Source organism: Pseudoalteromonas piscicida, assembly GCF_000238315.3.
In the GTDB taxonomy this organism is placed as follows: domain Bacteria; phylum Pseudomonadota; class Gammaproteobacteria; order Enterobacterales; family Alteromonadaceae; genus Pseudoalteromonas; species Pseudoalteromonas piscicida.
In genome coordinates this window covers 3,764,364-3,777,432 of the sequence record NZ_CP011924.1, presented here as the reverse complement: position 1 = coordinate 3,777,432, position 13,069 = coordinate 3,764,364, and the positions used below count along the sequence as shown (strand labels likewise).

The following is a 13,069-nucleotide window of genomic DNA, read 5'->3' as shown; positions in this document are numbered from 1 at the left end:
GCTGGTAAAACACACACAATTTGTGTGGCTTCACATCAACGAGTCGTGATCTGTACTGAAAAAGGCTAGCACAAGAAACTGATAAATAAACCGCTTTATTAACAAAAAAGTAAATTTATCCATTACACAAGATTACACCGAACCGCTTTTAGGAACTTTTTATTAGGTAGTAACAGGAAAGTCAGAACGATTTGTTCACTTACTGAACAAGCCTCTGTTTTAGAAACATTTTTGATAAAACTCAGAAATACAATTTAGCCTGATATCGAGGTAACGAAAGCAAGACCTGTGCAAGTTTTATATTTATTTGCACTGGTCTTACAGCATCAAACTATTACTTTTGTAATGTGCTTAATATTACTTTAGCGAAGGTGAGGTAGTAAACGGCTTCACTCCAATCGCTTGGTAAATTTCAGCAGGCTTAAACGCTTGCTCACCTTTGATCACCAATGTCGCTTTTTGCAGTGCTGTAATGTCCTTAAGAGGATCGCCGTCGATCAACACTAAATCTGCTACTTTACCCTTGGCAATTGAACCGGTTTGATGTGCGACGCCCATCAATTTGGCGCTTTCTAGCGTTGCCATATTCAGCACGTCAGCCGCAGGAATACCCGCATCAACGTAAAGCGCAAGCTCACGGATCAAGGTAAAGCCTGCAATGTTATCCGTTCCAGGTACCATTGGAACACCAGCATCATAAAGCTTTTTCAGCATTTGTTGCATCGCTTCACCCGACTCTTGGTAGCTCAGCTTAAACTGTTCATCAACATGCATCTCAGCTCCTTTTAAACCACGAGCGAATGCAATTGGCATGTGCTCTGAAATAGCAGCATATTCTGGATTGATCTTTTGATCTTCTGCCATCAATAAACTTCTGAATGTAGATACAGTTGGATCCACAACGATGCGCTTATCGCTTAGTAGCTTAATGAACGCATTCATCTGTGGACTATCGAGTGATAAACCTGACGCTTGCTCTCCCATCAGTGAAAACCGTTTTTGTGTTCTGGTATCCACTTCTTCACCCGCAAGGAAATTCAGGAACAGCATATTAATGTGCTGAATCTCATCATAGCCATTTGCAATGGCTTGCTCTGCCGTCATAAACGCGGGCACGTGACCGCTAAGTCTCAATCCACGACTATGCGCACGCTCAGAAATAGGCTTTACCCAGTTCGGATCGATAGAAGAATAGAGCTTCACTTGAACATAACCATTATCGGCAAAGAAGTCGACCGTCTCAAGCGCTTCTTCCAGTGACTTTACACTTAAGCCAGCTGAGTTTTCGCTGTATTTATCCATAAAGCCAGCACGGTACACGCGAGAACCCAGCACCTGGTTAGTATTAAAGAGCGCTTCAATTTCCATAATATTGTCATGATCGTTCCCCATATCTCTAACGCTGGTAACACCGTTCGCAATATTAAGAATACCGTTATCTTTTGATAAATGACCGTGCATATCCCAAAGCCCTGGGATCAAGGTTTTCCCTTTTCCATCAAGGCTAGCTACGCCATTTTGTTTTTTAATATGTTTAGTTATTTCTACAATCTTGCCATTTTTAATTAACACATCATGGTTTTTCAGCAGTTTTTTCTGCTCACCATCAAAGACGGCAACATTTTCAATCAGTAATGCAGGGACATCATGTGTCAGCTTGCTAGCGAGGTTTTCTAAATACTGCTGTTCGGCTTGTTTTTGGATAGCCTCAAGCTCTTCGAACTGTGATTTGGTATAGCCGTCACGCAAGACATACATTGATCCCCAACTTTGTGCGAAGTAGTTACCATCGTCGTCATACCATGCAAAATTAGGAGTAAGACTAAGACCACTCGTTACTAATAGATGAACGGTTTGCTCCCCCAACTTCATCGTCTTCATTTTTTCGATAAGCATTTTACCTTGAGGGTAAACATCTAATTCGTATTTATTATTTTTTAGAACATAACGCATCGTCGCGTTATCTAGTGCAAGGCGATTATTAGACGGTACGTAGAAATCGAGTGTCGCGTCAGCCTTAATGCCTGATTCATTGACACTTTTCCACTGCGCAATGCCTCTGTTATAGCTAAACGTTTCATCAATTGCGGAGCCAAAAGCAGAACGCCCTTTAAGACTAAAATTGATGGGTAGTCCTTTTTCATTCAACTTTAAGGTTTCATCAATTAAGATCCGACGGTTGTTCCAGCCGAACTCAATTTTAGCTTTATAGTTTTGCTCGTCGATTTTTTCTTGGGTTAGCGTGCCCGCTAAGCCTTTTTCTGAGTAAACATTATTGGTAATGGTGTCAGCAAATACCGCCCAACTTTGAGTAGTTAAAAGCGCCGCAACGAGTGTCGACAAGGCACTTCGCTTTGTTATTATTTTTGTCATGTTCTTGTTCCTTACATTTCCGTTTAACAACAATGATATTACATCAAGATAACAAAAAGCGAAGTGCTTTAACTGTTACAATTCGTGTTGATTTCACCACTCAATCAGACTTTTAGTAACCTGCTGCTTGACCATCTTTCCTTGTTTCGGATGCACCGTAGTACACTCCAGTTTTACCATCTCGCATAATCGCTTGATAACCGCCATAGGGACCAACTGCTTCTTGTAATTTGTGACCCTTTTTTATCAGCTCTCTACGGGTTTCCATGGAAAAACCAGACTCGAGACTGACATACCCTCCATCAGTCATGATTTCACCGGTAGGTTGCGATGAACCACTATGCAAAATTCTTGGCGCATCGCCCGCTTCTTGTAGATTCATACCAAAATCAATCATGTTAATGAGGATCTGCGCATGCATTTGCGGTTGAGTCGCACCTCCCATCACGCCATAACTCATCCATGGTTTACCATCTTTTGTGACAAAGGCAGGAATAATGGTGTGAAATGGTCTTTTTCCCGGCGCATAACTGTTGTAGTGGTTTTTATCTAACGCAAATAGCTCGCCTCTATTTTGCAAGACAAAGCCAAGCTTAGCTGGAGTCATACCCGAGCCCATACCACGGAAATTACTTTGGATCAGCGACACCATATTCCCTTCCTTATCTGCAGTCGTAAGGTAAATGGTGTCCCCTTCTACAGGCCCTGCATGATCGCGTTTTGCTGCTTTATTTGGATCAATCAATGCGCGTCTTTTATCTGCATATACTTGCGAAATAAGTGTCGCGACTGGTATCTCATTAAAGTCTGGATCGGCGTAGTATTTTGCTCTATCCGCAAAGGCTAGTTTTTTTGCTTCAACAAAGGTGTGAATATACTCTGGGCTGTCGAATCCCATTGCCTTGATATCATAGCCTTCTAAAATATTGAGAATTTGCTGGGCGGCAATGCCCTGACCATTGGGAGGTAGTTCCCATAACGTGTAGCCGCGATAATCAGCACTTACGGGGTCAACCCACTCACTGTGGTGCTCAGCCAAGTCTTGGTAACTTAAGTATCCACCATTTGCCTTCATGTAACGGTCAATTTCTTTAGCAATTTCGCCTTTATAAAAAGCATCGCGGCCTTTATCTGCAAGTAACTCATAGGTATTAGCGAGTGCCGGATTCTTAAATATCTCCCCCTTTTTAGGCATTTCCCCATCAGGCATAAATACTTCTTTAAATCCGGCATATTGCTCACGAGCCGACACCGAGCGCTGCATATAATAAGCAATCAACTCAGAAACTGGAAAGCCGCTTCTAGCGTAGTCGATACTGGGTTGAAGTAACTGTTTCATTGGCAGTTTGCCAAATTTGTTGTGTAGTTCAAACCAACCATCGACCGCACCGGGGACAGAAACAGGAAGCGGCCCATAGCTTGGAATTGTATCGCCTTGCTGCTGTAATTTTGCTAGCGAAAGGCTTTTTGGTGAGCGCCCCGAAGCATTGAGACCAAATAACTTTTGTTGCTTCTCGTCCCACACAATCGCAAATAAGTCGCCACCAATACCGCAACCTGTAGGCTCCACTAAGCCAAGCATGGCATTGGCTGCAATTGCAGCATCTATGGCGCTTCCGCCTTGCTTCAATACCTCTATTGCAACTTGTGTTGCCAGTGGTTGAGAAGTTGCCGCCATGCCCTGGGTGGCAATAACCTCAGAACGACTAGCGAAAGCTTTTCCCGTGATCCTGTCATAAGCGAGAGCCGCTGAGCTTACTGATGCACAAAGCATAGTAACCAGCGTGCATTTAACTACCTTATTCATTATTTTCTCTTTTGTTGTTTTCTTTTTAACCAATATAAAAAGCCAAATTGCTTACAGCAATTCATTTGCGGTCAAAGCGAAAGAAAACGAGATTGGACCTAATGCGAAAACTCAACAATCCATTGTCATAGTACTCACTCTACCACGAGAATATTCGCCCAAATTTGATACAGGTTTTTGCAGCTGGACTACACTAATGTTGGAGTGTTCTGCAGGAAAAAATAAACGCAACGGGATCGGGGTAATTGAATTGGTTATTTATGAGTAATCAGGTTATTTCTATAAATTTAAAACAAACGCTGACTTGGGGCACGGTACTCTGTGGCTTGGTGATCTCGTCTCTTATTATCTCCATTTCATATGTTAGCCAACGAGACATGCTGCTCGAAAGCTATGAGACAAAACTAAGACAAAATTTAACTCATTTAGGTAAACATCTTTTTACTGAGTTTGTGGAGGGCAACAATAATCAAGTTAGCCTGACTCTCGAGGATTATTATTCTGACAGTAAATATAAAGCACTCTTCCTTATTCAAGGAGAAACGCTCATCAACGAGACCCAACACTCAGCGATTGGACTACAAGTATTTAATCAAGTTATCAGTCAGGCGCAAGCGACAGCAACATTACGCACACTTGATCTCACTGTAACATTTGACCCTAATCAGCAGCACTTTCTCGCAGCCATTCCCATTTCACCTAAAGTGCCCGTCGCTGAGTCCGCTGATGTAGTTAGGCTGATTGCTATTTATGACGTAAGCACCGTTTTTCTTTCGTTAAAGCAACAATTGATAACGAAGGCGAGTATTTTAGCGGTGTTTTTGATACTCATCATTATCGCGCTACTAAGCTTTACTCATTACTTCATTCATAAGCCAATCAAAAGACTGATCCAAGTAGGCGATGCATTATCCACAAAGTCTTTGAGCAGTAGAGCCGACATCGTGGGACATGGCGAGCTTGGAGTCCTTGCTAAGCAATTCAATGTCATGGCACAAACGTTAGAGAAAAACTGGCAACAACAATTACAAAGCACCCAAGAATTACAGCGTCGGCACGCTCTTATTAATAGTGTTTTTGAGGCTTTACCGGATATATTCTTTATAATCAATACGGACGGTACCATCTTAGAATGCCATACCGGAAAATCAGACGACTTGTATATGTCGCCTGAGCAGTTTATCAACAAGAAAATGGCGGAGGTACTGCCCTCCCATGCAGCAAAACAATTTAGCCAAGCCATCAAGTCTGCCAATCAGCGCCACCAATTAACCCAAATAGAATATCCACTGACAATTGCTGATCAAGCGAAGCTATTCGAAGCTCGGTTATCTCCTATTCCAGGAACAGATCAACTGGTTATCGCAGTGCGAGATATCACCGAGAAAAAGCGTCAAGAAGAAGTCATTTTACATCACGCTTTTTATGATTCATTGACCGATTTACCAAATCGCTTTTTAGCGATGGAGCGGCTAGCACAGCAACTGTTTGATGCGGAACGCAACGATGAGCTTGCGGTAGTGTTTTTTATTGATTTAGATGATTTTAAAAGGATCAATGATTCACTCGGACACGAAACGGGGGATCAAATTCTCATCGCTTCGGGGGAAAGGCTCAAGCAATCTCTACGTGAGCAAGATACCGTGTCACGCCTCAGTGGTGATGAGTTTATTGTGTTGATGGGAGGGTTTAAGCACACTGCAGACATTACCTCTGTTGCCGATATGCTCATCAAACTTTTTCACCATCCCATTATTGTCGACGATAAAGATTTTAATATTTCAGTCAGTATAGGTGTTGCTATCTATCCTTTAGACGCGAACTCCCCCCAAGAGTTACTTAGCTGCGCTGATACCGCAATGTACAATGCCAAAAGTAATGGTCGCAACAACTACTGTCTATTTAATCAGAAGATGAGTCAACAGTTATCTCGGCGCATTGAAATTGAGGAAGCATTGCGCGTAGCACTGAATGAAAACGAGTTAGAAGTGTTTTACCAACCGCAATTTTATATTGAAGACAGTGATGTATTTGGCGCGGAAGCTTTACTCCGCTGGCACAGTAAAACACTGGGTAATGTCTCTCCTGCGGAGTTTATTCCCGTCGCAGAACAAAGCGGTTTGATCATCGACATCGGATTGTTTGTGCTCTCAACTGCTATTAACCAAGCACACCAATGGCAGCAACACTTAGACTCCGACATCCGTATCGCAATCAATTTATCACCTAGGCAGTTTAAAGATCCTAACCTATTGAAACAGATAGAGCTATTAGTAAAAGACATCCCGATTGCCAATCGTTCTATCGAACTGGAGATCACAGAAGGCGTACTGATATCAGGACAGGCACAGGTAAAACAGACCCTAACCCAATTACATCAGTTAGGGTTTAAATTATCTTTGGATGATTTTGGTACGGGCTATTCGTCACTGAATTACCTCCGTCATTACCCCTTCGATTTACTCAAAATAGACCGCAGTTTTATCAGCGATATGCTCGCTACTCACGAATCTAAAGCGTTAGTTAAAACGATTATTGCCATGGCGCATAATTTATCGATGAAGGTAGTCGCCGAAGGCGTGGAGACGCTTGAGCAATTGCGTTTATTGCAGCAGCTGGAGTGTGATTTTGGTCAAGGATATTTGATCAGCAAGCCGCTTTCTGCAGCACAATTTGAAACCTTTTACCATACTAAGATCGAACCAGTTAAGCGCTCATCTTAGCAAGAAAAACAAACTTTAAAAGTAACATCGCGCCCGAATATCCACTTGAGATAATAAATCAGGGTAAACACAAGACTAATAAAAATAATATGTTAGTATTGCAAGGCAGTGTAAGGATTTTGAATCATGAATATAGAGTTACTAGTTAGCAAAGCCAAGCAAGTATGTGACAACCGTGGTGCACGATTTACTCCTATTAGAGAAAAAGTATTTAGACTACTCGCCTCTAAACAAGGTGGCGTTGGCGCATACGACTTACTTGAAGAGCTCAAGTTGACGGAAGCGGCTGCAAAACCCGCTACCGTATATCGTGCCTTAGACTTTCTTTCTGAGTTGGGTTTTATCCATAAAATTGAAAGTACTAATGCGTTTATGCTTTGCCATCACTTCGACCACACACATCCAGTGCAGTTACTGATCTGTGATAGTTGCGGTAACGTTCAAGAGTTACACTCAAACACGATCTCGCATGAACTGAACAGCCTAGCTGCAGAAACCGGATTTGTGGTTACAGAGCAAACCATTGAGGCTCATGGCCGTTGCGAAAAATGTAAAGATTAAGTGCAGTGAGCAAAAAAGCCCACTACACTTATCACTAAGAGCGACACTAATTTATTAAAAATGCGTAAGGGAAAGTCCATATGAATGTAGAGTTCATCAACCCCTTTTTATCATCTCTAATCAATGTATTGGCTACAATGGCGCAAACAGAATTGACGCCGGGTAAGCCAAAAGTGAAGAAAGACGAAGTCGCACAAGGTGATGTATCGGGTCTGATTGGCATGGTTGGTCCACAGACAAAAGGGTCATTTTCGATCACCTTTGAGGAGAGCCTAGCGCTAACCATTATGGAGCGTATGCTTGGTGAGCGCCCTGATTCCATTAATGAAGACGTCACTGATATGGTTGGTGAAATCACCAACATGGTCACTGGCGGTGCTAAAAACCTGCTCGGCGAAAAAGGCTACGAGTTTGATATGGCAACACCGGTTGTCGTTTCAGGCCCAGGCCATACCATCACCCATAAATGTGATGGCCCTAAACTTATTATGCCATTCACCTCTCCTGACGGTAATGCCAATATCGAAGTCAGCTTCGACAAACTCGCCTAATAGTTAAAAGCACACGTTACTTTATGAGTTGGACTCAAAAACAAATTACCTTGAAGCCTCGAAAACGAGGCTTTCACTTGATAGACGACGAGATTATCTCTCAGCTTCCTGAACTACATGACTATCGTATAGGGCTGCTGCACCTGTTTATACAACACACCTCCGCCAGCCTAACAATTAACGAAAATGCCGACCCAACGGTACGTATGGATATGGAAAGCCACTTTAATCATTTTGTACCACAGAGGCAAAGCTACTACCGCCATGACTATGAGGGCGATGACGATATGCCAGCACATATCAAATCCAGCACTTTAGGATGTGAAGTAACGATCCCCATTTCTGAGGGCCGTCTGCGTTTAGGTACTTGGCAAGGTATTTATCTCGGTGAGCATCGTGACCATGGTAGTGCAAGACGCATTATCGCAACGCTTCAAGGTGACAGAAAAGGCTAAGCGCTTAGCCTTCGATGTATTCGTAGCTAACTCTTGGGGTGACGTTACACAGCAGCTCATATGGAATCGTATCTGCACATTGCGCTATCTCTTCTACGGGCAGGTTTGGTCCCCACATTTCTACTTCTTCACCAACTTGAATGCCATTAGAATTATCACCAATATTCACACTGATCATATCCATAGACACGGTGCCGACTATACCGTAACGCTGGTTACCAATAACCACCGGAGTGCCAATTTTAGCGTGTCTGGGATAACCGTCTCCATAGCCAACACCAATAACGGCAAGATAGGTGTCCTGTTCACATTGCCAACGTCCGCCATAACCTACCGCCTGATGTGCTCTCACCCGCTTGATGGCAATAACTTTAGTAGTCAAGCGCATGACGGGCTTTAATCCATGTTGCTGGCCAACACGCGCAAGCATAGGTGAAACGCCATAAAGCATTAGGCCCGGACGGATCCAGTCGCCATGAGATTCAGGCCAACCTATGATCCCCGCGGAGTTTGCCAAACACAATGGTGCGTGACTTTGACCAACCAAAGACTTAAATAACACTTGTTGTACTTCGGTTTTATTGTCTTTGATATCATCGGCACAAGCAAAGTGTGTCATTAAGTGGATTTTATCAGCAACATTTTTTGAGCGCTTAAGGCGAGCATAAAACGCTTCAAACTCTTCAGGCTCAACGCCGAGACGATGCATACCGGTATCTACTTTTAGCCACACTGTGAGCGGCGCATCTAAATTAGCACGCTCAATGGCTTCAAGCTGAGAAATATCATGCACTATGGTTTGCAAATTATTGGCAAGTAAAATAGGTAAATCAGAAGGATGAAAAAAACCTTCTAACAAGACAATTGGTTTAGTGATGCCACCTGTTCTAAGCGCGAGCGCTTCATCAACTCTCGCCACAGCGAATGCATCCGCATCTTGCAAATGCTGAGCTATTTTAACCAAACCATGACCATAAGCGTTGGCCTTAAGTACCGCCATAATCTTACTTTTTGGCGCCAGTTTTTGTGTTAGCTGTAGGTTTTCTCTCAGCGCGGTTAAATCGATTTCAGCACTTGCTAGTCGCATTTCACTACTCAATTGACAGTTAATATTCGTCGTCCATTGCTGGACCCGCATAGTTATCGAATCGAGAGTATTGACCTTGGAAGGTTAACCTAACCTTACCGATCGGACCGTTACGTTGCTTACCTATGATGATTTCGGCCGTGCCTTTGTCTAGGCTATCGTCGTTGTAAACTTCATCACGATAAATAAACATGATTAAGTCGGCATCCTGCTCGATAGAGCCTGATTCACGTAAGTCGGAGTTTACTGGGCGTTTATCTGCACGTTGTTCTAGCGTACGGTTAAGCTGAGAAAGCGCGATAACTGGACACTGCAGCTCTTTGGCTAGTGCCTTTAATGAACGAGAAATTTCAGCAATCTCAAGCGTACGGTTGTCCGAAAGGCTCGGTACGCGCATGAGCTGCAAGTAGTCCACCATGATCATGCTGATCCCACCGTGATCGCGCGCAATTCGTCTCGCGCGTGAACGCACATCTGTTGGCGTAAGACCGGATGCATCATCTATGTACATCTTGCCCTTTTCCATCAGTAAGCCCATGGTGGATGACAAACGTGCCCAATCGTCATCATCTAATTGACCGGTACGTACCTTGGTTTGGTTGATACGGCCGAGTGAAGCGAGCATCCTCATCATGATCTGTTCTGAAGGCATCTCTAGCGAGTAGATCAGTACTGGCTTATCTTGCGTCATCGCGGCATGCTCAGCCAAGTTCATCGCAAATGTGGTTTTACCCATCGACGGACGCGCTGCAACAATGATCAAATCAGAAGGCTGTAGTCCTGCTGTCATCTTGTCTAAGTCGCCGTAGCCTGTACTTACCCCGGTAACACCATCTTGTGGAGATTGGTAAAGTTCTTCAATTTTATCAACGGTTTTCTCTAGGATGCTGTGAATACTCTGCGGACCTTCAGTGCTTTTAGTGCGCTGCTCAGCAATCTTAAATACCTTGCTCTCAGCTAAATCTAACAGCTCATGGCTATCTCGTCCCTCAGGATTAAAGCCAGCCTCTGCTATTTCATTCGCCACACCAATCATTTCGCGAACAACCGCACGCTCACGGACGATACTCGCGTATGCATCAATGTTTGCAGCACTTGGCGTGTTTTTAGCAATCTCAGCAAGATAGGAGAAACCACCTATGGTTTCTAACTGATTGTTCTTTTCTAGATTCTCAGAAATCGTGATTAAGTCGATAGGTTGACTAAGCTCTACCAGCTTTTCCATTGCTTCAAAAATCAGCTTATGGGTTCTGGTATAAAAGTCATGAGACACCACCAATTCCGCAACACGGTCAAAGGCTTCATTATCTAGCATCAAGCCACCGAGCACAGATTGCTCAGCTTCAATTGAGTGCGGTGGAACTTTTAAGGTATCGACTTGTATATCTGGTTTAGCCATATCACAACATTGAGAAATTGAAGGCCCTCTATTGTATCTGGTCTACCCATAAGTGCAAATAACAAAAGGCCAGAGTTTGGGGGAAACTCTGGCCTTTTGTTGTTCTTACTGCTCTATTGCTTCACTAGTTACGCTTTAGCTCAATATTGCCGCTAACGGTATCAATTTCTACATCTGCATTACCACCGTTAAGCACAAACTCAAGTGAACGAGCTGGGCCATATTTGGCTTTTTTAACTTGCTCTGAACTTAGCTCATTGGTGATATGACCACCAGAATGCGCGTTGATTTCAAACCTTGCCGATACATCTGCAGGGAAATAAAGCTCAATATCGCCACTAACGCTGTCCATATTTATATTGGCGTTATCCAGTAACTTTGCCGCATATACTGCAATTTCGCCGTTAACGGTAGATAAGCGCAAGTCTTTTAACTCTGCCATCTTTAACTCGACTTCGCCGTTGACGTTTTCCAAGCGCAGCTCGGTTGCAGTGGTTTGCGTTTTAATTTCGCCATTAACGGCGTTAAACCTTAGTTTACCGCTCGAAGCGATATCTTCAATGTCCCCATTGACGGTTTCAAACTGAATATTGCCATCTAAGTCACGACTATCGATATCACCATTTACCGTTTCTAATGCAATTTTGCCGCTGATTTTACTCGCTTTAATATTACCGTTGACTGTTTTGATACGGGCGCCCGCCGTTAAATCAGCAGCCTCAACGTCAACCACCACCCCTTCAAAATTCAATTCACTGCTACGAGGCATGTAAATGGTGAGTTTAGAGCCATCACCCCCGCCCCAACTTTTATAGCGTCTTGGCATCTTCACGATAAACTCGGTTACCTCACCAGAGGTTTCAAGTTTATAACCCTCAGCTTTATCGTCTAACTCGCCTGTCACTTTAAAAACGTTTTTATCCCATGTTTTTATCGTTACGTCACCGCGCTGATTCTCGATGACAACTTTACCATTTGCAGGAACCGACAGTTCTTTATCGATAGATTCTCCGGCGAACACTATCGCAGGTAGCGCCGCTAGGCTAATAATTAATGCTTTCATCCTAATTCTCCTAAATTTGTTGCCAACGAGGTTGGTGAACCTTATTGATTAAGTCGAGTTGCTGCTGATAAACCTGAGCTAACATTTTTAACAGCGCAGCGTTCTCAGGATCTTGCTTTAAAGACAGCTTAATCGCTTGTTCCGCCTGCTCGAGCTCTTGCAATTGTGTCTGCCAATCAGAAGTCAGCGCTGGCTGCGTTTCATATTGAACCAGTAAAGACTGCTTTTGCCGCTCAAAAAAAGCGCTAATATTAGCCAGTGAGTCTTGCTTGGGCTGATTCATAATGACTTGCCAAGCGAGTAAGCCCGCAATAGTACACGCAGCAATACCAGATAACTTTTGCCAATTATTTTGCTTTGGCGACTGCATCGGTTGTGCTTGATTGATTGCACGCTCAACGCCTTGCCATAAGTCACGTTGTGGCTTTGGCTGCGACTGTTCGTCATTCAGTGCGGTATGCATAAATTCATCAAAAGATGGTTTAGTCATTGTTGTACCACTCCTGTAATAAGTTACGTGCTCGGTGATATTGCGATTTACTCGACCCTACGGCCATGTTTAACATATTGGCAATTTCCTCGTGGCGATACCCTTCGACAGCATGTAATACGAAGACCAACCTGGCACGTTCCGGCAATCTGACAATGAGTTTATCTAGGCCATTTAGCTCTCCTAGCTGCTCAGCTCCTTGCTCATCCAGTCCGGATTGTTCAAAGCTTACGACCTTTTGTAACCAGTTTTTTTGCTTTCTAAGGTAGCTGATAGCAATATTACTGGTCACACTATGTAGCCAAGTCGTAAATTGTGATTGCCCTTTAAATTGGTCTATCTTTTGCCACAATTGCACAAAAACTTCCTGACATGCATCTTCTGCATGAGCGGGCTCAGCGAGCAATCTAAGACATAATGCATATACGCGACGGTGATGTTGCTCAAATAGTTCGCGAAATGCACCTTGATCCCCTTGCTGGCACCTAGCCACTAGCGCATCGGTTTGTTCTTGTGTAAATGCCTCTTTGGCATTAATTATCATGCGTCTGTTCCTTTGG

11 protein-coding genes are annotated in these 13,069 nt (G+C 43.5%); 4 read left to right on the top strand and 7 right to left on the bottom strand.

What is annotated here, in order from left to right:
• Nucleotides 1-357: 357 nt before the first annotated feature.
• Both PPIS_RS17290 and ggt read right to left on the bottom strand, forming a co-directional pair.
• Nucleotides 358-2,373, bottom strand: coding sequence for an amidohydrolase family protein (locus PPIS_RS17290; protein WP_010368791.1), 2,016 nt, complete (start codon nucleotides 2,371-2,373; stop codon nucleotides 358-360).
• Nucleotides 2,374-2,485: 112 nt separating this feature from the next.
• Complete coding sequence (ggt, locus tag PPIS_RS17285; RefSeq protein ID WP_010368792.1) at nucleotides 2,486-4,180, bottom strand: gamma-glutamyltransferase; 1,695 nt, start codon at nucleotides 4,178-4,180, stop codon at nucleotides 2,486-2,488.
• A 260-nt stretch (nucleotides 4,181-4,440) separates the two neighbouring features.
• On the opposite strand from ggt, the gene PPIS_RS17275 reads away from it, so the two are divergent.
• The 4 genes from PPIS_RS17275 to PPIS_RS17260 all read left to right on the top strand — a co-directional run bounded on the left by PPIS_RS17275 (nucleotide 4,441) and on the right by PPIS_RS17260 (nucleotide 8,470).
• Nucleotides 4,441-6,903, top strand: a complete 2,463-nt coding sequence (locus PPIS_RS17275) for an EAL domain-containing protein (RefSeq protein WP_010368794.1) — start codon at nucleotides 4,441-4,443, stop codon at nucleotides 6,901-6,903.
• A 126-nt stretch (nucleotides 6,904-7,029) separates the two neighbouring features.
• Complete coding sequence (gene zur, locus PPIS_RS17270) at nucleotides 7,030-7,464, top strand: zinc uptake transcriptional repressor Zur (RefSeq protein WP_010368795.1); 435 nt, start codon at nucleotides 7,030-7,032, stop codon at nucleotides 7,462-7,464.
• Between the two features lie 80 nt (nucleotides 7,465-7,544).
• Nucleotides 7,545-8,015 carry a chemotaxis protein CheX gene (locus PPIS_RS17265; protein ID WP_010368796.1) on the top strand — a complete coding sequence of 157 codons (471 nt, stop codon included), beginning with the start codon at nucleotides 7,545-7,547 and terminating at the stop codon, nucleotides 8,013-8,015.
• Between the two features lie 23 nt (nucleotides 8,016-8,038).
• Nucleotides 8,039-8,470, top strand: coding sequence for a secondary thiamine-phosphate synthase enzyme YjbQ (locus tag PPIS_RS17260; protein WP_010368797.1), 432 nt, complete (start codon nucleotides 8,039-8,041; stop codon nucleotides 8,468-8,470).
• A 4-nt stretch (nucleotides 8,471-8,474) separates the two neighbouring features.
• Here PPIS_RS17260 and alr read toward each other — a convergent pair whose 3' ends face one another.
• From alr to PPIS_RS17235, 5 genes are all read right to left on the bottom strand, one after another.
• Nucleotides 8,475-9,557 carry an alanine racemase gene (gene alr / locus PPIS_RS17255; RefSeq protein ID WP_010368798.1) on the bottom strand — a complete coding sequence of 361 codons (1,083 nt, stop codon included), beginning with the start codon at nucleotides 9,555-9,557 and terminating at the stop codon, nucleotides 8,475-8,477.
• A gap of 19 nt (nucleotides 9,558-9,576) precedes the next feature.
• Nucleotides 9,577-10,956, bottom strand: a complete 1,380-nt coding sequence (gene dnaB, locus PPIS_RS17250; protein WP_010368799.1) for a replicative DNA helicase — start codon at nucleotides 10,954-10,956, stop codon at nucleotides 9,577-9,579.
• 124 nt (nucleotides 10,957-11,080) lie between these two features.
• Nucleotides 11,081-12,019, bottom strand: a complete 939-nt coding sequence (locus PPIS_RS17245) for a DUF4097 family beta strand repeat-containing protein (protein WP_010368800.1) — start codon at nucleotides 12,017-12,019, stop codon at nucleotides 11,081-11,083.
• Nucleotides 12,020-12,029: 10 nt separating this feature from the next.
• A complete protein-coding gene (locus PPIS_RS17240; protein WP_010368801.1) occupies nucleotides 12,030-12,509 on the bottom strand; it encodes a hypothetical protein in 480 nt (159 codons plus the stop codon).
• Nucleotides 12,502-13,053 (bottom strand): RNA polymerase sigma factor, encoded by a 552-nt coding sequence (locus PPIS_RS17235; protein WP_010368802.1) that lies wholly within the window; start codon nucleotides 13,051-13,053, stop codon nucleotides 12,502-12,504. Before PPIS_RS17235 ends, PPIS_RS17240 begins: the two co-directional genes overlap by 8 nt.
• Between the last annotated feature and the right edge of the window lie 16 nt (nucleotides 13,054-13,069).